This window comes from Mumia xiangluensis, from assembly GCF_010994095.1.
GTDB classification, from domain to species: Bacteria; Actinomycetota; Actinomycetes; order Propionibacteriales; family Nocardioidaceae; genus Mumia; species Mumia xiangluensis.
In genome coordinates this window covers 468900-489105 of the sequence record NZ_WJYO01000003.1, presented here as the reverse complement: position 1 = coordinate 489105, position 20206 = coordinate 468900, and the positions used below count along the sequence as shown (strand labels likewise).

Genomic DNA, 20206 nt, shown 5'->3' with positions numbered 1-20206 from the left:
GTGGCTACCGGTGACCGAGCAGGGCGACGGTGCACAGAATCTCGGCTACCGGCTCGACCCGCGCGTCGCCGCGGGACGACGGGCGTACGCGTCGGGCATCGACATCGACCGCAGCGAGTGGGACGACCCCGACTACCAGGTTCTCGCCTTCAGGCCGAAGCGCCGGGGATGCGGGCGGGGCCCGGGGGAGTCCGCCGACCGGCTTGCCCCCAGGACCGGGCGGGACTCGCTGCGCGACCTGCGGCAGGACATCCGATCGCTGCGCGAGGACGTCGAGGACCTGGAGGATCCGGTCGGAGAGATCGTGCGCTTCGACGAGTGCATGTTCACCGTCGGTGTCCGCCAGACCCGCGGCTATCTCTACCGCGGGCGAACGGGTCGCGTCTCGCGCCAGGCCGCTCTCTCCTTCGACATGCGCGGCGCACGGCTGCCGAGACTGAACGTGATGGCATTCCCCGGCGAGGAGCCGCCGCAGATCGAGTGCAACGAGGACGCGGGTGGTCAGGAGACGGATGAGTAGCCGATAAGCCGCTAGGCCCGCCGCCGCCCGTCGAGCACACCCGCGAGCGCGACGACGACGATGCCTGCCAGAGGCACGACGAGCAGGCCGACCCGCAGGCTCGAGGCGTCGGCGACGAGGCCGACGAGCGGAGGCGACGCGAGGAACCCGATCCGCATCAGCCACGTGAGCAGCGTCAGTCCGGTGCCGGGCTTGAACCCGGGCAGCTCGTCTGCGCCGTGCATCGCCGCGGGGATGAGTGTCGCCACGCCGAAGCCCGCCGCCGCGAACCCGGCGATCGTCCCCGGCACCGAGGGGAACGCGAGCGCCGTCCCCATGCCGACGGCGGTGATGAGGCCGCCGGCGCGCGCGATCGCACGCTGCCCGAACCGGTCCACGAGGCGGTCACCGATGATGCGTCCCACGAACTGCGCACCGACCAGGGCGACGTACCCGAACGCGGCGATCGACCCCGCGGCGCCGAGGGAATCGTTGAGGTACACCGCCGCCCAGGTGCTGCCCGCGTCCTCGACGAGCGCGCCGGCGATGCCGATGAGGACGAGCGCGACGAGAACCGCGACGGTGCGCGGAGTTGGCCCGCCGGACGAACGACGTCGGCTGCCTCGGGTCGCCTCGTCCCCTGCGTCCACCTCGACGTGCTCCACGGGATCGGCCTCGGGCCCCTTCAGGAGGAACGGGTACGCCGCGATCGCCACCGCGGCGAACAGCGCTGAGGACAGCCCAAGGTGGACCGCGGGTGAGAGGCCGAGGGCGACTGCGCCGGCGCCCATCAGGCCACCGAGGACCGCGCCCGCCGACCAGATCGCGTGGAAGGCGTTGAGGATCGACCGTCCGTAGCGGCGCTGGACCCGCAGGCCGTGCGCGTTCTGCGCGACGTCGGTGATCGCGTCCATCGCGCCGAGCAGGAACAGCGCTGCTGCGAACGCGCCGAGGCTCGGCGACAGGCCGACGGCGAAGGCCCCGAGACCGGTGAAGATCGTGCCGACGACGGCGACTCGTGACGAGCGGAACCGGCGGATCAGCACACCCGCCGTGAGCCCAGCCATCAGCGCACCGACGGGGAGCGCGGCGATCGCGAGGCCGTACGAGGCGTTCGAGAGGCCGAGCTCGGACTTGATGCCGGGGTAGCGCGGGAGCACGTTCGCGAAGATCGCGCCGTTGGTCAGGAACAGCACGGCCACGGCGACCCGTGCACGGCGGAGCGTCTGGTCGGGAGCGGTCACCGGACGACGGTAGTCGATGACCGCAGGTGCGCCGTCATCGGCGGCGGGGACTACGAGGCCGCGTGCGGCACTGGTACGCCCATGGTGTCGTGAGGTCCTGGGCCGGGGCCCCGTTCGTGGAGTGGTTCGGCAGCTCGAGCCGTGCACGGCTTCGCCGAGCGGTGCGGTGCTCGGGGGAACGAACTATATTCTCCACATGCGGAGGGTTCCGGAGGATGCGACGGACGAGGACCTCTATCAATGGTTCGTTGCGGCGCTGGCCAGCTTCGGTGGCGCCGAGGAGATCGAACCAGACGTCATCCGCGTCGCGTTCGAGGACGCGGCTCCGGACGGCACCCCTGAGGGCGAGCTCGACGAGCTGGAGGGGCCGACGTCCGTCCTCGTCCGCATCACCCGTTCCCAGCTCCGGTCGGTCTCCTACATCACCACGGATGTCTTCGACGACACCGATCCCGAGGTCATCCCCACGACGTCCACGCCGGTGTGGACGGGCCTCGACACCTTCACCTTCTTCGTCGACGAGAAGCTGGCGACGTTACGGCGAGACGAACGGTTCATGGTGTTCTCGGGCAACGACCTGCATCCGTCCATCCGACCGGAGCTTCCGCCGGTCCGGGGCCGCACGCGACGCTGACACCCGTCACACGCGGCGGGTGCGGACCAGGACGCCGATCTTGTCGATGCGGTGCTCAGGGTTGTCGAACTGGTCTGCCCAGTAGTTGCCCTGCGCGTGGTCCTCGGGCGTCGCGCACGTCGACAAGGTGATCCAGGCGCGGTCGGGCGTACGACCGGGCTGGCCCGGCACGGCAGCGCGCTGCTCGGCCAGCGAGCGGGCCGAGCGGAACGAGGTCGTACGCGTTCGCACGATCTCGTACGTCCAGCGCGTCCCGCCGGCGGTCACGTGCACGCGGTCACCGCGACGGAGGTCGGGCAGGTCAAGGAACGCACGCGTCGACGAGAGCCGGTGGGCGGTGACCTGGTAGTTGCCGAGCCCGCCGGGTCCGGCACCGCCGCGAGGTCCGTGCGGACTGGCGGCACGCCCGCGGTTCTGGATCCGGGTGCCGGCGGCGTCGTCCGTCCGGCCGCGGTACGCGACGACGCGCAGATCCTCGACGCCGATCGCGGGGATGGTGAGGAGGGCGTCGCGGGGAGGGGTGGTTTCGACTCGCTTCGCTCGCTCAACCGGCGGGGAGGGGGCTCGTTCGGGCGGCGGGGTGGGGGCTCGTTCGGGCGGCGGGGTGGGGGTGGTTTCGACTCGCTTCGCTCGCTCAACCAGCGGGGAGGGGGCTCGCTCAACCAGTTGGGAGGGGGCTCGCTCAACCGGCGGGGTGGGGGCTCGCTCGGGCGGCGGGGCGCCGCACCCTCCGAGGAGGAGAGCGACGCCCGCGCCACTGACGACCGCGCGGCGGAGCATCCTTCGACGGTACCCGCGTGGTGGCACGCGCTCAGCGAGCGACGAGCACCGGCGCCACCATCGCGAACAGGTCCTTCGGGTCCGCCGGCTCGGCGACGAGGTCGAGCTCGGCCTCGTACGAGGTGCCGCGGACCGCGTCGCGGACGAACCGCAGCGCCGTGAAGTCCTCGATCGCGAACCCGACCGAGTCGAAGACCGTGACCTGCTCGACGGCCGTACGACCGAGCGCCTCACCGGCGACGACCTGCCACAGCTCGGTCACGGGGAACTCCGGGCCGAACGCCTGGATCTCGCCCTCGACGCGGGTCTGCTCGGGGTACTCGACGAACACCGACGCCCGCTCCAGGATCGCCTGGTCGAGCTCGGTCTTGCCGGGGCAGTCGCCTCCGATCGCGTTGATGTGCACGCCCGGGGCGACGTCGGCGTCGCGCAGGACGGTGGCATTGGTCTTGTCCGCGGTGCACGTCGTGATGACGTCGGCTCCCAGGACCGCGTCAGCCGCGCTCGTGGCGACCGTGATGTCGAACCCGAGCGGCTCGAGGTTGCGGACCAGCTTGCGCATCGCCTCCGGGTCGGTGTCCCACACCCGCAGCCGGTCGATGCCGAGCACCGCGCGGAAGCCGAGCGCCTGGAACTCCGCCTGCGACCCGGTGCCGATCATCGCCATCGTGGACGAGTCGGCACGGGCGAGCCACTTCGCGGCCATCGCCGACGTCGCCGCCGTCCGTAGAGCGGTGAGGAGCGTCATCTCCGCCACGAACGTCGGGTAGCCGTTGTGCACCTGGGCGAGGACACCGAACGCGGTGACGGTCTGGAATCCGCGCAACGGGTTCTTCGGGTGACCGTTGACGTACTTGAAGCCGTACTCGTCGCCGTCGCTGGTCGGCATCAGCTCCATCACGCCCTCGCGCGTGTGCACGGCGTGGCGCGGCGACTTGTCGAACTGGGGCCACCGGCGGAAGTCGGCCTCGAGCGCCGTCACCATCTCGCCGATGATGCGCTCGGCTCCCTGCTCGGCGATCCACCGGCTCATGCTCGGCACGTCGACGAACGCCACGCCGTTGCCTGTCATGCCCTGACCCTTCATGACCTGACCTCCAGAGTGCAGCACTTCACGCTTCCGCCGCCCTTGAGCAGCTCGCTCAGGTCGACGCCGACCGGGTTGAAGCCGCGCTCGCGCAGCCGCTCGTGCAGGTGGACGGCCTTGTCGGTGAGGACGACGTTGTGGCCGTCGGAGACCGCGTTGAGGCCGAGGACCTCGGCGTCGGCGTCGGTCGCGATGATGGCGTCCGGGAACAGCTGGCGCAGGATCGCGTTGCTGGCCGGGCTGAACGCGGGCGGGTAGTACGCGATCGTGTGGTCGTCGAGCGCCGCCAGGGCGGTGTCGAGGTGGTAGTAGCGCGGGTCGACCAGCTCCAGCGAGATCACCGGAGCGCCGAAGAACTCGCGGACCTCGTGGTGCGCGTCGACCGACGTCCGGAACCCGGTGCCGGCAAGGATGATCCGGCCGACCACCAGGAAGTCGCCCTCACCCTCGTTCGTGGACGCGGCCTGGATCGTCGGCCGGAAGCCGGCCCGCTCGAACCATGCCTGGTACGCCGCGCCCTCGGGCTGACGCTCGGCGTACGTGAAACGCGCCGCCATCGCCTTGCCCGCGTAGACGACGCCGCCGTTCGCGGCGTACACCATGTCGGGAAGACCCTCGACCGGGTCGATGAGGTCGACCTGGTGGCCGAGAACCTCGTACGTCGAGCGCAGGAGCTCCCACTGCGCCACCGCGAGCGCGGTGTCGACGGGCTTGCTCGGATCCATCCACGGGTTGATCGCGTACGTCACCTCGAAGTGCTCAGGTCGGCACATCAGGAAGCGTCGAGGGGTGGCCCCGCGCTGGGTCGTCCGCGGTGCGGTGCTCTCGGCAGGCGCCGAGGTGGGCAGGGGAGCACCCGTGGTGATCGTCATCAACTACCTCCGTGTCATCGGTGACACGACGGTAGTTCGACAATCGTTCCGCGACCGAGGGCGAATCGTTGCGAAGATCTGGCACAGACCAGCGATGTGTTGTGGTTCAACCGCGCAATTCGTCAGGCGTGCAGCGGCGCGCCGTCCTCGGCCAGCACGAGCTCGTCCTCCTCGTGGTCACCGAAGTAGGCCTTGCGCACTGCCTCACGGTCGGCCCGCAGCTCGGCTGCGGTCCCCGACAGCGCCGTACGACCGTGGTGCAGGACCACGGCGCGGTCGGCCGTCGCGAGCGCGAGGTCCACATGCTGCTCCACCAGCAGGACGCCGGTCCACGCCTCGTCGGCGAGCGCCCGGACGATCGGGAGCAGCTCCTGCACCGCGAGCGGGGCGAGCCCCAGGCTCAGCTCGTCGACGAGCAGGACCCGTGGACGCGCGAGCAGCGCCTTGGCGAGGGCGAGCATCTGCTGCTCGCCACCCGAGAGCAGACCGACCCGCCGATTCACCAGCGGAGCCAGGCGCGGCAGCCGGTCCAGCACCGCATCGATGTCGAGATCGCCTCGGCGCCGAGCCAGCGACAGGTTCTCGCGCACCGTGAGCTGGTGGAAGATGGCGCGCGTGTCGGGGACGAGCACCACCCCCGCGCGGGCATTCTTCTCGACCCGCCGTCCCAGGCGCCGCCCGAACACACGCACCTCGCCGGAGGTCGGCTGCAGCAGACCCACCGCCGTACGCAGCACCGTCGTCTTGCCCGCGCCGTTGGGACCGAGCAGGGCCACCACCTCGCCAGCCTTGACCGAGAGATCGAGGTCGCGTACGGCGGCAGCGTGCCCGTAGCCCGCCGTGACCCCCTTCAGCTCGAGCACACTCACGACGTTCCCTCCTTGCTGGACCTCGCGCTCATGCCACTGGCTCCTCTCCCAGGTAGGCGGCGACGACCGCCGCGTCCGCGCGGATCTCCGTCGGCGTCCCGCACGCGATCACCCGACCGAAGTCGAGGACGTACACGCGGTCGCAGACGTTCAGCACGAGGTTCATGTCGTGGTCGATGAGGAGCACGCCGCGTCCGCTCGTCGCCATCGTGCGCACGACGTCACCGAACGCCTCGCTCTCGTCGGTGTCGAGGCCCGCGGCAGGCTCGTCGAGAAGGACGACGCTGCTCCCGCCGGCGAGCGCCCGTGCGACGCCGACGAGGCGCTGCCGACCGAGGCTCAGCTCGTCGGGACGACGGTCCGCGTCGTCGAGGAGCCCGAGCATCTCGAGCGACGGATCGGGCGCCGTCCGCGCCGATCGTCCGAGGACGTCGGCGACCAGGCCCGCCCATCCACGTCGCTGCACAGCCACCGCCACGTTGTCGGCGACCGTCAGGTCGGCGAACAGCTCGCCTGCCTGCCAGGTGCGTGCCAGCCCTGCGCGACGCCGGCGGTGCGGCGGCAGCCGGTCGAGGCGCCGGCCGTCGAGGACGACCTCGCCGTCGGCAGCGGTGAAGCCGGTGACCGCATCGACGAGCGAGGTCTTGCCGGCGCCGTTCGGGCCGATCAGCCCGACGACCTCGCCGCGGTCGATCGCGAGGTTGACGCCGTCGTTCGCGACGACCCCGCCGTAGCGAACCGTCAGGTCGCGGATCTCGAGCAGCGCGGCGCCGCCGCGATCGTGTTCAGAGCTGGGCACGGGTGGTCCTCCGGTGGATGAGGTGCTCGGACGCCTGGCGGACGCTCCCGGTGATGCCGACGGGGTTCAGCACCGCGGTGACGACGAGGGCGATCGCCGCGATCAGGCTGTAGAGGTGACCCACGCCGAGGGTGCCCTCCAGGAAGGTCGCGAGCACGCCGAGCGGGGCGAGGAGGCCGGCGACGACAGCGCCGGCGAGGCTGGTGATGCCGGCGACATAGACGGTGCACAGCAGAGTCAGACCGACGAAGACGGTGAAGGACTCGACCGACAGCTGTCCGCGGCTGTAGCCGATGAGGCAGCCGCCGATGCCCGCAAGGAACGCCGAGAACGCGAACCCGAGCAGCTTAGTGCCAGCGACGTCGATGCCGACGGATGCGGCCGCGCGCTCGTTGGAGCGGATCGCCAGGAACGACCTCCCCGTACGGCCGCGCATCAGGCGCGCCGTCGCCCAGGTGAGGGTGCCGACGACGACGAGGACCATGAGCGCGAAGGACGTCGTCGTCAGGACGGTGCCGCTCCGGACCCCGAGGTCGAGACCGAACAACGTCGGGTCCTCGATCAGGTTGCCCTCGTACGGCGTGAAGGCCGGGTTGCCGAACACGAAGGTCTGGATCGCCAGCGCCCCGGCGAGCGTGACCACGGCGAGGTGCGCGCCGCGGATGCGCAGCGCGGGGATGCCCACGATGACACCGAGGACCGTGGCCGCGAGCGCGGGGAGGACGAGCGACAGCGGGAACGGCACGCCGTACTCGGTGGTCACCCGCGAGAGGACGAAGCCGCCCGTCCCGGCGAACGCCATCGCTGCCAGCGAGATCTGGCCGAGGTAGCCGGTCAGCACGACCAGCGACAGCGCGATCAGCATCATGATGATCGACGTCACCACCCCGAACCGCCAGCTGCCCTCGGTCAGGAGGATGGCGGCGACCGTCGCGGCCACGACGACCAGGGCGTACACCGGCCTGGTCCTCGGCGGCCGGACGGGCGGCATCCGTAGCGTCTGGACACCGCCGCGCTCGGGGATGGACCGCCCGAAGACGAACAGCGCGACCATGACGATCAGGAACGGCACCGTCTCGCCGAACCCGGCCTGCGCCCAGACCGGCCAGAAGTCGTACGTGCTCATCATCATCAGCAGCGACTGGAAGACACCGATCGCCAGTCCGGCGGCGGCGGCGACGAGGACCGACCTCAGACGCGCGATGAGCGCCGCCGCGAGGCCGGGAAGGACGTAGAAGGTGTAGCTGATCGGGTCGAGGCCGATCGAGGGAGAGCCGACGACGGCGACCAGCCCGGTCGCCGCGCCGGTGGTGAACCACACGAGGGCGGCGAGCCGGTCGGGGGACCAGCCGGTGAGCCGCAGCGCGGTCTCGTCCTCGGCGCTGGCCCGCGTCGCGGTGCCCCAGCGGGTGAAGCGGAAGTACGCGGCGAGAAGGACCGCGACGGTCAGCGCGAGGCCGAGCACGATGAGGTCGGCGACGGCCACCTGGGCGCCCAGCACCTCGATGGTCCCGCTCGGCAGGATCGGCGCCGCGACGGCTCCGGTCGTGTCGAAGCGGAGTGGGACCAGGCTCACGATGAGGAGCATCACGCCGACCGACGCGACGACCTGGGAGAGGGCGGGCGCAGACCGCAGGGGCCGCATCACGAGCAGGTGGGTGAGGAGTGCGACCAGCGCCGACGACGCCACCCCGATCGCCACGGCGACGGTTGTCGGTGCTGGCCCGTCGGCGATCTGCACGGAGCCGATCGGCAGGATCAGTGTGCCGGTGGCTCCGAGCTCCGCCGCGACCCAGACGCCCCACAGTGCGATCGATCCCTGCGCGAAGTTCAGCACCCCGGTCGCGGCGTGCACGGCGACGAGCGACGACGCGATCACCGCGTACACCGCGCCGACGGCAAAGCCGAGCGTCACGAACAGGACGAGCTGGTCCACAGGTTTCTCCTCACACGGTCAGACGTCTGGGTCACGGCGGGCTGTCGATCAGGTCGCGCCGGGGATCTGCGACAGGATCGCGGGCACCGGCTGGCGGAAGTCGCCGCCGACCGGCTCGATGCTGCCGTCCTCGAGCACGTCGAACAGGAGCATCTCTGTCGTGCAGTTCGGGGACGTCGGGCTCCCGCACGAGATCTTCGGGCCGAGGAAGCTGGGGAAGTCCTTGAGACCCTTGAGCGTGCTCAGCACCGTCTCGCCGGTGAGCTCGCCCTCGACGCCGTCGAGCGCCTTGGCGAAGGTGACGAACTGCGCGAACTCGCCGTACGCGTAGTAGCCGCCGGTGCCGTCCTCGACGGCACCGATCGCCTTCTCCGCGGCCTCGAGGTCGGACTTCACCTCATCGGGCGCGTGCTCCAGCGCGGCGGGGAGCCACGTCGAGGAGTAGAGCGCGCCGCCGGCAGCCTCCGCCGGGGCCGCCTCGATGTAGTCGGTGCACGCCGCGGTGAAGATCGTGCCCTCGTACCTCTGCTGACGCAGCGCCTGGACGAGTGCGGTGCATGCGCCCTCGTTCGGCGACGCGACCAGCCCGCCGACATCGGGATCGCCCTTGGCGATGGTGGCCGCCAGCGCGGTGAAGTTGGGGTTGGTCGGCGAGAAGTACACACCCTTCGCGTCGATCTGCAGCGCCTGCGCGAGCACCGGCAGCAGGGTGTCGATGGTCTGGTGCGACGACGGCGTGTCGACGAGCGCCAGGGTCACAGAGTCCTTGCCCTGCTCCTTGAACGCCTCGAGGGCGCCGACCAGGTACGACGCCTGCGGGGCCGCGAAGAACACACGGCCTTCGGCCTTCGAGCCGGCCACCGAGTCGAACGGGATCATGCCCACGAGCGGGATCTTGGCCGCCGTCAGGGTCGGCAGCGTCGCGCTGGAGGAGAGGTTGTAGCCGTCCATCACCGCGACGACGCCTTCCTCGACGAACGAGTTGGCGCAGGCCTGGGCCTTCTCCGGCGTCGTGTCGGTGTCGCACGAGATCATCTCGAGCGGGCTGCCGTTGATGCCGCCCAGCTCTCCGTTGATGTAGTCGACGGCAGCTTCGGCGCCGGTGTCGGCACCGGGCTGCGGGACGGCGCCGCCGGACGGGTTCAGGAACCCGACCTTGATGGGCGGGCCGTCGAGGTCCGCCGCAGGATCGGCGTCGGCCTCGGAGCCGCCGTCGGAGCCGCAGCCGGCCAGGGCGAAGACGGCTGCTGACAGGACAGCCGTGATTCTCAGGGATGCCGCGGATTTCCGCATGGCGTCCTCCTTCTTAGGTGCGCGCGAGCGCGCGGTGACAGGACGGGAAGGTGGAGCCCTCCCGATCGGGGCCCCACAGGACGGATGGATCACCTCGCGGCGAGGCTGGTCAGAGCCGCGCCGCCAGTCGGGTGGCGTTCATGTGGGCGATGGCTTCGATCGAGATCATCGGATTGACCCCGGACGCGGTGGGGAAGCACGACGCGTCGGCCACGACGAGGTTGGGGATCTCCCAGCTCGCGCCGTCGGGGTCGACTGCACTCGTGTCGGCCGAGCCGCCCATGCGGACCGAGCCCATGAGGTGCAGGGCGGCCATCGCGCAGCGACCCGGGCCGTACCCGGAGGCGTCGCAGCGGGCGATGAAGTCGTCGACCGACTCGGTGCCGCGCTTCCAGGTGAACCCGGCCTGGTGGCCGGAGAACATGCTGAGCGCGCCCGCTGCCTCGACGATCCGAGCAGCGCCGGCGACACCCTGGCGCAGCCGGGCCTCGTCGCGGGCCGACAGCGCGTAGTGAACGGTGGGCTCGCCGTCCTTGCCGACCTTGACCTCGCCGGAATCCTGGTCGCGGGTGATCACGCCGACGCCCGACAGGTGCGCGAGATTCAGCATGCGCTCGCGGTGGGTGTCAGCGCCGCGCCAGGCCATGAAGGCGACGCCGAGCGCCGGGTTGGTGGCCGCGGTCTCGTAGATGACGCCATAGCCGGAGCCGTCGAGATCGGCGAGCTCGTTCGAGTACCGGGTCTGGATGCCGCCCTCCCACGGGCGGACCTCGTCCTCGAACTCGCCCCACACGGCGGTCGCCGGGTGCATCCGCAGGTGGCGACCGATGTTGGGGTTGGTCAGGCCGGACCTGCGCAGCAGAGCGGGCGTCTGGAGACTTCCCCCGGCAGCGACGACAGCACGGGCACGGACGACGACACGGTGGCCGTCGGCGGTGACGCCTTCGACACCGGTCGCGAGGTCGCCCGCACGAGTCACCGTGCGGACGTCGACACCGGTGATCAGACGCGCGCCCGCGCGCTCGGCGTCGACCAGCCAGGTCTTGGCCGTCGACTGCTTGGCGCCGATCCGGCAGCCCATGCCGCAGCGACCGCACTCGATCCCGTTGTCGCAGCCCTTGACGTTGCGGGGCATCTCGTCGACGTGCCACCCGAGCCGGGTCAGGCCGCGCTCGAGGATGACGTCGCGGGCGGAGATCGAGCCGTGGTTGCGGTTGACGCCGAGCCGGTCCCAGACCGCCTCGAGCGAGCGGTCGTACTCGTCGGTCGCGAACTGTGCGGCGCCGAGCGCTGCCCACTCCTCGCGTACGTGGTCGGGCGTCTTGAAGGAGGTCGTGTAGTTGACGACGGTGCCGCCGCCGAGACACTCCGCGGAGAGGATGCTCAGCTGCCCCTCGGCGGTGCCGACCGGACCCGACGCGTACAGGGAGGTGAGGCCCTTGAGCTCGCCGCCGTCGAAGTCGCCGTCGTCGTAGTACTGACCCTTCTCGACCACGATCACGTCGTGGCCCGCCGACGCGAGCACCGCCGCCGCCGTGCCACCGCCGGCACCGGAGCCGACGACGACCACGTCGCACGCGAGCTCCAGGTCCCGGCCGGGGGTGGTGGGGGAGAGCGGCGGCGGTGCTGCGTCCGTCCGGAGGCCGAGAGGACCGGGGTAGTCCATCGCCGACCAGAGCGGCGAGTGCCCGTCCGCACCGGGTGCGAGGTAGTAGGCGAGCGTCGCCGCACCCTTGAGCGCCTGGAAGAGCGCGCGCTTCTGCGGCATCCGCGAGTCACCCAGGGCGATCAGCGCCTTCTCGCGCTGCTCCTGGCTGGCGTGCGAGAAGCGCCGGGGCCCGAGGCCGAGCACGAGGCCCGTCACCGGCGAGTCCCAGAGCCCGAGCAGGGTGGCGAGCTGCTTCGACTCGGCCTGGCGCGGGTTGTGCATCGCCATCGCCTCGACGATCTCGACCGCGCCGAGCGCGCTCGCCGACGGGATCGCGGCGCCGTCGCCGGGGGCGAAGGTGTCGCAGATCGCCGTCAGCGCGGCACGCTGCTTGGCGTTGAGCTCCATCAGACGACCTCGTCCCGCAGGGCCATCTTGAGGACCTTGCCGCCGGCGTTGCGCGGCAGCTGGTCCACGATCACGAGCCGCTTCGGCAGCTTGAAGCGGGCGAGCCGACCGTCCAGGAAGCTGGTCAGTCCCGCAAGATCGAGGTCGGAGCCCTCGCGCTGCACGACGACCGCGACCGGGATCTCGCCCCACTGGTCGTCGGGGCGTCCGATGACCGCGGCCTCGACCACGTCAGGGTGCGCGTACAGGGCGTTCTCGACCTCGGCGCAGTACACGTTCTCGCCGCCGGTGATGATCATGTCCTTCAAGCGGTCGACCACCCAGACGAATCCCTCGTCGTCCTGGCGCACCAGGTCCCCGGAGTGGAACCAGCCCCCGTGGAACGCGGCCTCGGTCGCCTCCGGCTTGTTCCAGTAGCCGCGGGTCACGGTCGGCCCCCGGTAGACGATCTCGCCGACCTCGCCCTGCGCCACGTCGTTCATCTCGTGGTCGACGACGCGGTACTGGATGGTCGGGATCGGCTTGCCGACCGAACCGAGCTTGCGGATCGAGTCGTCGCCGCTGAGGACACAGGTGATCGGTGAGGTCTCCGTCTGGCCGAACACGGCGACGTTGATCGCGTCGGGGAAGGTCTCTGCCATCGTCCGCAGCAGCGTCTCCGACGCCGGGGCCGCTCCCCAGCTGATGATGCGCAGCGCGAGCTTGCGGTCCTTGATGTCCGGCAGCGCGCAGATCGCCTGCCACTGCTGCGGCACGTTGAACACCAGCGTCGCGCCCTCGCGCTCCCACGCGTCGACCACCTCGGCGGGGTCGAACGCGCCGAGCGGGTGGATCACCGTGGGGATGCCGAGGACGAGGTTGGCGACCATCGAGCCGAGGCCCGCGATGTGGAAGAAGGGAGCGGTGAGGAACGCGATGTCGGACTCGTCGCCCATCAGGTTCGCGCGGATGCACGTCAGCGCCTGGAGCTGCATGTTGCGGTGGGAGAGCATCGCACCCTTGGGGTGCCCTGTCGTCCCGGAGGTGTAGATGATCAGGGCCGTCGCGTCCTCGGGGACGTCGCCGAGGGTTACCGGGTCGCTCTCGGCCACCAGCGACGCGTACGAGGTGAAGCCGTCGGCCTCTCCGAAGCAGATCAGCGTGCGGAGGCGGTCGGTGAGCTGACCGACCGCACCGACGAGCGGCGCGAGCAGCTGGTCGGCGAGGATCACGGTCGCACCGGAGTCCTCGACGATGTAGCGCACCTCGTCGGGCGCGAGGCGGAAGTTCACCGGGACGGCGATCGCTCCCAGGCTGTTGATCGCCAGCACCGCCTCGACGAACTCGCTGTGGTTGAGGGTGAGGAGGAGGACGCGGTCGCCCTCCTGGACGCCACGCCGGGCCAGGGCTCCGGCGGCGGCGAGCGAGTTCTCGTGGAGCTGGCTCCAGGTGGTGTCGACCCCGCGGTGACGGAGGGCGGTCGCGTCCGGGGTCCCCTGGGCGTGTCCGGCGACCTGCGCCATCCAGTGGTTGCGGAACGTCCACTCCGGGGCGGTGATCGGCGTGCTGGTCATGGTGCTGCCCTTCCGTGCGGCGATGCTGCGGATGCCCCGGAAGCATGCCCTAGAAATGTGACCTGTGCAATAGTTCTTGTTAATCGCGCCTCACATTTTTGTTAGCGAGGACTCACATCCGTGGACCGGTGCTCACGGAGAGTGACGTCCGCTCTCCACGGGCCTTCTCGGCGTGGTTAACTGGCCGCACCCACGCGGAAGGAGAGGACGACGTGAGCACACCTGCGGTGCCGTCGACGAGCGGACGCCCGTCGATCAGCCGGCGTCCTCGCAACCGCAAGGCGCTCATCCTGGACGCCGCCGCGCGCGCCTTCGCCGAGCGCGGCTACCACGCCGTCGGGATGGAGGACATCGCGATCGCGGTCGGTATCTCCGGGCCCGCGCTCTACCGGCACTTCCCCAGCAAGTACGCACTGTTCGCCGACTGTGCGCGGTCGTTGGCCTCCGAGCTGCTCGACGACTGGCCGCCTGCGCCGCTCGGCGTCGACCTGGACGAGCCGGCAGCGGCGCGTGCGCATCTCGACGACGTGCTCGCGGCGTTGATCCGGACGACGGTGCGCAACCGCCGGACGGGCGGCATCTACCGCTGGGAGGGGCGCTACCTCGAGCCCGGCGACCGCGAGGAGATCAGGGCGATCTTCGCCGAGCTGGTCGCCCGTGTCGCCGCCCTGGTGCGCGTGCTGCGCCCGGAGATGTCGGAGAGCGAGGTCGGCTTCACCACCGCCGGGTCGCTCTCCGTCGTCGCGAGCCTCACCGCGCACCGCACCACGCTGCCCGCGCGGCGGCTCTCCTCGCTCGTCAGCGCGGCCGCGATCAGGGTCGCTGTCGAGACGCCGCCCGACGTGCCCACCGGGGACGGTGACGCCGCCGAGGTCAGCGCCGTGGGCCTCGAGCTGGCGCCCGGACGCCGCGACCAGGTCCTCGCCGCCGCCGTACGCCTCTTCTACTCCGTCGGGTTCTCCGAGGTGACCGTCGAGGCCATCGCCACCGACGTCGGGCTCACCCCGTCCGGCTTCTACCGGCACTTCTCCAGCAAGTCCGACGTGCTCCTGGCCGCGTGCCTGCTGGCTTCGGAGCACCTGGACGCGACCGTTGCCGCTGCCGGTGTCCGGGGAGCTGCGCCGGACGTCGCGCTCGACCGGCTGACACGTGCGTACATCGCCCACACGTTCGCGCACAAGGAGCTCATGTCGGTCTACTACTCCGACGTCGCGAGCCTGCCCTCCGGCGACCAGTCCAAGCTGCGTGGCCTCCAGCGCGAGCACGTGGCCCTGTGGGAGCACCTGCTCGTCGCCACCCGGCCGGGGCTGGACCCGGTCGAGGCGCGGTTCCTGGTGCACGCGGCGATCGGTGTCGTGACCGACCTCGGTCGCCGCGTGCGCTGGCGGGATGATCCTGCGACGCAGGAGCGCGTCCACGGGCTCGTCCTCCTTGCCCTGGGTGTTCACGGAACCGTCGCCTGAGATTTGAACCCGTGTTAGATTCCTGTCCGTGGCGGAGCGGGCAGGCGCACGAGCGCGGACGGGTGCGGGCAGGTCTCTGCCGAAGTCCCACCGGACCCGTGAGCGGATCCTCGACGCGGCGGCGCGGGTGCTCGGCAGCAAGGGCTACGCCGGCACGCGCCTGCAGGACGTCGCCGCCGAGGCCGGGCTCCAGGCGCCGGCCATCTACTACTACTTCGGGTCGCGCGACGAGCTGATCGCCGAGGTCATGTACGTCGGGGCGCACCGCGTGCGCGGACACGTCATCGACGTGCTCGCCGCCCTCCCCGTCGAGACCGACGCGATGGGGCGCATCCTCGCCGCCGTCGAGGCGCACCTGCGCTACGAGCTCCTGATCAGCGACTACACGACCGCATCGGTCCGCAACGCCGGGCAGGTGCCCGAGAGCGTCCGCGAACGCGCTGCAGCCGAGGAGGCCGCCTACAGCCACATGTGGCGCGACCTGTTCGAGCAGGCGCAGGCGGCCGGCGAGCTCCGCAGCGACCTCGACCTGAACCTGACCCGGTTCCTCATCATCGGCGCGATGAACTGGGCCGCGGAGTGGTGGGACCCGAAGCACCGCACGCTCGACGACCTGGTCGCGTCGACCCAGGCCCTCGTGCTGAACGGCGTCGGCCGCCACTGACGCACGTCGGGGCCACTGACGCACGTCGGGCCGCCACGACGAAGCGTGACGGCACGGACGCGACGTACGACCTCAGACGGGCGTGACCGCCAGCGAGCGTCGGCGTAGGATGTCCTCCGCCTCAGCCACCGTCCGGCGGACGATCTCGCCCGCCGGAGGGATGTCGCGGATCAGGCCCTGGACGACGCCGACGGACCAGATGCCCGCCTCCAGGTCGCCCTCCTCGAACACCCGGCGTCCACGTGCCCCGGCGACGAGCTCGCGCACCGACGCGAAGTCTCCCCCGGCGTCGAGGATGCGTACGACCTCGCGGCTGACGCCGTTGGTCGCCACGCGCGCAGTGTTGCCGAGGGTGCGGAAGATCAGCTGGGTGTCGCGCTCGGTCCCTTCGACGATGCGGCGCTTGACCGCCTCGTCGACCGGCGCCTCGACGCTGCACAGGAACCGGCTTCCCATGTTCACGCCGTCTGCGCCGAGTGCGAGAGCTGCCGCGAGCCCGCGCCCGTCGGCGATGCCGCCGGAGGCGATGAACGGGATCGAGAGCCGGTCCGCCGTCGCCGGGATCAGCACGAGCCCGCCGATGTCGTCCTCGCCAGGATGACCCGCGCACTCGAACCCGTCGATGCTCACGGCGTCGACGCCGATCTGCTCCGCCTTGACCGCGTGACGCACGCTCGTGCACTTGTGGATCACGCGGACGCCGTGCGTCTTGAGGAGGTCGAGGTACGGGGCAGGGTTGGCGCCGGCGGTCTCCAGGATCGTGACACCGGCGTCGATCGCTGCCCGCAGGTAGTCCTCGTACGGCGGTGGTGAGATCGTCGGCAGGATCGTCAGGTTCACGCCGATCGGCTTGTCGGTCAGCCGCCGGGCGCGGGCGACCTCGCGGACGAGGTCGCCCGGCGTGGGCTGCGTGAGCGCCGTGATGATCCCGAGTCCGCCCGCCTCCGACACGGCCGCGGCGAGCTCGGCGCGGCCGACCCACATCATGCCGCCCTGGACCACGGGATGCTCGATCCCGAACGCCTCGGTGAACCGGGTGCTGATCACCAGTCGTCTCCCGCCGGCACGGGGGTGCGGCTCACACGTACACCTCGCCCGCCTCGGCCTTCGCGACCAGCGACGCCGGCGGCTCGAACCGCGAACCGTACGCCGCCGCGAGCTCGCGCGCCCGCCTGACGAATCCGGCGGGCCCACCGGCGTACTGGTTGATGTAGTGGAGCACGCCGCCGGTCCACGGCGGGAAGCCGATGCCGAGCAGCGAGCCGATGTCGGCGTCCTCGACCGAGGTCAGCACCCCGTCGTCGAGGCACTTCACCGCGTCGATCGCCTCGGCGAACAGCATGCGCTCCTGCAGGTCGACGAGCGGCAGCTCGACGGAGCCGGACGCGAACGTCTCGCGCAGGCCGGGCCAGATGCCCGTACGGCGTCCGCTCTCGTCGTAGGCGTAGAACCCGCCGCCGGTCGACCGTCCCTTCCGGTCCAGTCCGCCGATCATCGTGTCGAGCACGGCGTCGGCGCCGTGGGGCTCCCACGTGCCGCCCTCCGCCTCGACCGCGACCCGGGTCTCCTCGCGGATCTTCTGGGTCAGCGTCAGCGTCAGCTCGTCGAGCAGCTGCAGCGGGCCTGCGGGGTAGCCGGCCTGGAGCGCGGCCTGCTCGATCGTCGCCGGCTCGACGCCCTCACCGACAGCGGCGACGGCCTCGTTGATGAAGGTGCCGATCACCCGCGAGGTGAAGAAGCCGCGCTGGTCGTTGACCACGATCGGCGTCTTGCGGATCTGCCGGACGAAGTCGAACGTCTTCGCGAGCGTCGCGTCCGAGGTCTGGGCCCCTCGCACGATCTCGACCAGCGGCATCTTGTCGACCGGGGAGAAGAAGTGGATCCCGATGAAGTCGGCGGGTCGACCGACCCCCTCCGCGAGGGTCGTGATGGGAAGTGTCGAGGTGTTGGAACCGAGCACGGCGTCGGGGAGGACGGCCGGCTCGACCCGGGAGAAGACCTCCTGCTTGACGGCGACCGACTCGAACACGGCCTCGACGACCAGGTCGGCGCCTGCGAGGTCCGCGACGGCGTCGGTCGGCGTGATGCGCGCGAGCAGCGCAGCAGACGTCTCCTCGTCGGTGCGACCGCGTGCGAGCGCCTTCGCCTCGAGCTTCTCCGCGTAGGCCTTGCCCCGGGCCGCCGCCTCGAGCGAGACGTCGGTGAGCACGACGTCGATGCCGGCCTTGGCGGCGACGTACGCGATGCCGGCACCCATCATGCCGGCCCCGACCACCGCGATCCGTCGGCAGGTGTACGAAGGCTGCCCGTCGGGACGACTGGCTCCCGCGTCGACGTGCTGCTTCGCGAAGAAGGTGTGGATCATGTTCTTGGCGACCTGGCCGCTCGTCAGGCTCACGAGGTAGCGGGTCTCGACCAGCGACGCGGTGTCGACGTCGACGTACGCGCCTTCGACGGCCGCGGCCAGGGCTGCACGCGGCGCCGGCATCGGGGCACCCTTGAGCTGGGAGCGCAGGAGCGCCGTCATCGCGGGCAGCACCGAGGCGATCGCGGGGTTGGTGGGTCCGCCGCCGGGAATCTTGAACCCGCGCCGGTCCCACGGCTGCGTGGCGTCGGGGTTGGCGGCGATCCAGGCCTTGGCGCGGGGGAGCAGCTCGTCGACGGACGCGACGACGTCGTCCACGATCCCGACCTCGAGGGCCTTGCTCGGTGACATCCGGGCGCCGGTGAGGATCACCTCGGAGAGGGCGCGCTGCAGGCCGAGCATCCGGACGGTCCGGGTGATGCCGCCGCCACCCGGCAGCAGGCCGAACGTGACCTCGGGGAGACCCAGACGGCACCCTGGGGTGTCGGCCACGATGCGGTGGTGGGTCGCGAGCGCCACCTCGAGCCCGCCTCCGAGCGCCGTCCCGTTGATCGCGGCGACGACCGGTCTGCCGAGCGTCTCGACGCGACGCATGAGGGACTTGATGGCATCGATGTGCGCGGTCCGCTGCGGTGCGTCCTCGGGAGAACCCTGCTGGAGCAGGTTGAGGTCCCCGCCGGCGAAGAAGGTGGACTTGGCGCTGGTGAGGACGACACCGGTGATGGTCTCGCGCTCGACCTCGAGGCGGTCGACGGCGCGTGCGTACGAGGTCGACCACACGTCGTTCATCGTGTTCACGCGCTGGGTGGGGTCGTCCATCGTGAGGACGACGACGCCGTCGGCGTCCTGCTCCCAGCGGATGCCTTCGTGGTTGGTCATGTCTCAGAGCCTTTCGATGATGGTGGCGACACCCATGCCGGCGCCGACACAGAGCGTGACCAGGCCGTAGCGAGCCTCACGGCGCTCGAGCTCGTCGAGGACGGTGCCGAGGATCATGGCGCCGGTCGCGCCCAGCGGATGACCCATCGCGATCGCGCCGCCGTTGACGTTGACCTTCTCGGGCGGCAGCCCGAGGTCGTCGATCCACCGGAGGACGACGGCGGCGAACGCCTCGTTGAGCTCGAACAGGTCGATGTCGTCCACGGTGAGCCCGGCGCGGTCGAGGACCTTGCGGGTCGCCGGCGTGGGGCCGGTCAGCATGATGGTCGGCTCGCTGCCGACGGCCGCGGTGGCGACGATGCGGCCGCGCGGGGTCAGTCCCATCGCGGCACCCGCCGACTCGCTGCCGAGCAGGACCAGGGCGGCACCGTCGACGATGCCGGAGGAGTTGCCGGCGGTGTGGACGTGCTCGATCCGCTCGACCGCGTGGTACTTCTGCAGTGCCACGGCGTCGAAGCCCGCCTGGGCCCCGATGCCGGCGAACGCGGGACGCAGCGCCGCCAGCGACTCCGCAGTCGCGTCGGGGCGGCGGTGCTCGTCGTGATCGAGCACGAGGACGTCGTTCAGGTCGCGCACGGGCACGATCGACCGCTTGAAGTAGCCGTTCGTCCAGGCGTGCTCGGCGCGCACCTGCGACTCCAGCGCGTACGCATCGACGTCCTCGCGCGAGTAGCCCTGGATCGTGGCGATCAGGTCCGCGCCGATGCCCTGCGGCACGAAGTAGGCGTCGTACGCCGTGGTCGGGTCCTGGACGTACGCACCGCCGTCGCTGCCCATCGGCACGCGCGACATCGACTCCACGCCTCCGGCGACGATCATGCCGTCCCCGGCGGCGATCTTGGCGGCTGCGGTGTTCACCGCCTCCAGCCCGGAGGCGCAGAACCGGTTGAGCTGCACGCCGGGCACGCTCTCGGGGAGCCCGGCGACGAGCACGGCGGTCCGGGGGATGACCCCGCCCTGCTCGCCGACAGGGGAGACGACCCCGAGGATGAGGTCGTCGAGGCGCTCGAGGTCGAGGCCCGGGTTGCGCGGTGCGAGCTCGTCGAGGAGGCCGACGACCAGGTCGACGGGTTTCGTCGCGTGGAGGGCGCCTCCGCGGTTCTTGCCGCGTGGGGTGCGGAGGGCGTCATAGATGTAGGCGGTCTCTGTCATG

Annotated in this window: 17 protein-coding genes; 4 read left to right on the top strand and 13 right to left on the bottom strand. The window is 71.0% G+C overall.

What is annotated here, in order from left to right; all coding sequences use genetic code 11:
• Positions 1 to 10: 10 nt before the first annotated feature.
• Positions 11 to 520, top strand: a complete 510-nt coding sequence (locus tag GH747_RS12690; protein ID WP_149769928.1) for a hypothetical protein — start codon at positions 11 to 13, stop codon at positions 518 to 520.
• Between the two features lie 11 nt (positions 521 to 531).
• On the opposite strand, the gene GH747_RS12685 is transcribed toward GH747_RS12690, so the two are convergent.
• The gene (locus GH747_RS12685) at positions 532 to 1743 is read right to left on the bottom strand and encodes an MFS transporter (RefSeq protein WP_149769927.1); all 1212 of its coding nucleotides are present in this window, start codon (positions 1741 to 1743) and stop codon (positions 532 to 534) included.
• Between the two features lie 196 nt (positions 1744 to 1939).
• Here GH747_RS12685 and GH747_RS12680 point away from each other — a divergent pair, with 196 nt between their 5' ends.
• Positions 1940 to 2377, top strand: coding sequence for a hypothetical protein (locus GH747_RS12680; protein WP_149769926.1), 438 nt, complete (start codon positions 1940 to 1942; stop codon positions 2375 to 2377).
• Positions 2378 to 2383: 6 nt separating this feature from the next.
• Here GH747_RS12680 and GH747_RS12675 read toward each other — a convergent pair whose 3' ends face one another.
• The 9 genes from GH747_RS12675 to GH747_RS12635 all read right to left on the bottom strand — a co-directional run bounded on the left by GH747_RS12675 (position 2384) and on the right by GH747_RS12635 (position 13622).
• Positions 2384 to 3157, bottom strand: a complete 774-nt coding sequence (locus GH747_RS12675; RefSeq protein ID WP_149769925.1) for a sortase domain-containing protein — start codon at positions 3155 to 3157, stop codon at positions 2384 to 2386.
• A 31-nt stretch (positions 3158 to 3188) separates the two neighbouring features.
• Complete coding sequence (locus GH747_RS12670; RefSeq protein ID WP_149769924.1) at positions 3189 to 4229, bottom strand: ornithine cyclodeaminase; 1041 nt, start codon at positions 4227 to 4229, stop codon at positions 3189 to 3191.
• A gap of 11 nt (positions 4230 to 4240) precedes the next feature.
• Positions 4241 to 5116, bottom strand: coding sequence for a dimethylargininase (gene ddaH, locus GH747_RS12665; RefSeq protein WP_149769923.1), 876 nt, complete (start codon positions 5114 to 5116; stop codon positions 4241 to 4243).
• Positions 5117 to 5238: 122 nt separating this feature from the next.
• Positions 5239 to 5985, bottom strand: a complete 747-nt coding sequence (locus GH747_RS12660) for an ABC transporter ATP-binding protein (protein WP_149769922.1) — start codon at positions 5983 to 5985, stop codon at positions 5239 to 5241.
• Positions 5986 to 6013: 28 nt separating this feature from the next.
• Positions 6014 to 6784: an ABC transporter ATP-binding protein gene (locus tag GH747_RS12655; RefSeq protein WP_205602936.1), complete on the bottom strand. Its 771-nt coding sequence runs from the start codon at positions 6782 to 6784 to the stop codon at positions 6014 to 6016.
• Positions 6771 to 8720 (bottom strand): ABC transporter permease, encoded by a 1950-nt coding sequence (locus GH747_RS12650; RefSeq protein WP_149769921.1) that lies wholly within the window; start codon positions 8718 to 8720, stop codon positions 6771 to 6773. Before GH747_RS12650 ends, GH747_RS12655 begins: the two co-directional genes overlap by 14 nt.
• A 48-nt stretch (positions 8721 to 8768) precedes the next feature.
• Positions 8769 to 10013: an ABC transporter substrate-binding protein gene (locus GH747_RS12645; protein WP_149769920.1), complete on the bottom strand. Its 1245-nt coding sequence runs from the start codon at positions 10011 to 10013 to the stop codon at positions 8769 to 8771.
• 109 nt (positions 10014 to 10122) lie between these two features.
• Positions 10123 to 12069 (bottom strand): GMC family oxidoreductase N-terminal domain-containing protein, encoded by a 1947-nt coding sequence (locus GH747_RS12640; RefSeq protein WP_149769919.1) that lies wholly within the window; start codon positions 12067 to 12069, stop codon positions 10123 to 10125.
• A complete protein-coding gene (locus GH747_RS12635; protein WP_149769918.1) occupies positions 12069 to 13622 on the bottom strand; it encodes a long-chain-fatty-acid--CoA ligase in 1554 nt (517 codons plus the stop codon). The genes GH747_RS12640 and GH747_RS12635 overlap by 1 nt, the downstream gene beginning before the upstream one ends.
• Before the next feature lie 212 nt (positions 13623 to 13834).
• On the opposite strand from GH747_RS12635, the gene GH747_RS12630 reads away from it, so the two are divergent.
• Both GH747_RS12630 and GH747_RS12625 read left to right on the top strand, forming a co-directional pair.
• Positions 13835 to 15085: a TetR/AcrR family transcriptional regulator gene (locus GH747_RS12630; RefSeq protein WP_163695564.1), complete on the top strand. Its 1251-nt coding sequence runs from the start codon at positions 13835 to 13837 to the stop codon at positions 15083 to 15085.
• Between the two features lie 28 nt (positions 15086 to 15113).
• Complete coding sequence (locus tag GH747_RS12625; protein ID WP_205602921.1) at positions 15114 to 15749, top strand: TetR/AcrR family transcriptional regulator; 636 nt, start codon at positions 15114 to 15116, stop codon at positions 15747 to 15749.
• 72 nt (positions 15750 to 15821) lie between these two features.
• On the opposite strand, the gene GH747_RS12620 is transcribed toward GH747_RS12625, so the two are convergent.
• Genes GH747_RS12620 through GH747_RS12610 form a run of 3 tightly spaced genes read right to left on the bottom strand, consistent with a single transcriptional unit; the run spans position 15822 to position 20205 of the window.
• Positions 15822 to 16796, bottom strand: coding sequence for an NAD(P)H-dependent flavin oxidoreductase (locus GH747_RS12620; protein ID WP_194842910.1), 975 nt, complete (start codon positions 16794 to 16796; stop codon positions 15822 to 15824).
• A gap of 31 nt (positions 16797 to 16827) precedes the next feature.
• On the bottom strand, positions 16828 to 18993 hold the full coding sequence (locus GH747_RS12615) for a 3-hydroxyacyl-CoA dehydrogenase NAD-binding domain-containing protein (protein WP_149769916.1): 2166 nt from the start codon (positions 18991 to 18993) through the stop codon (positions 16828 to 16830).
• Positions 18994 to 18996: 3 nt separating this feature from the next.
• A complete protein-coding gene (locus GH747_RS12610) occupies positions 18997 to 20205 on the bottom strand; it encodes an acetyl-CoA C-acetyltransferase (protein ID WP_149769915.1) in 1209 nt (402 codons plus the stop codon).
• Position 20206: the final 1 nt, after the last annotated feature.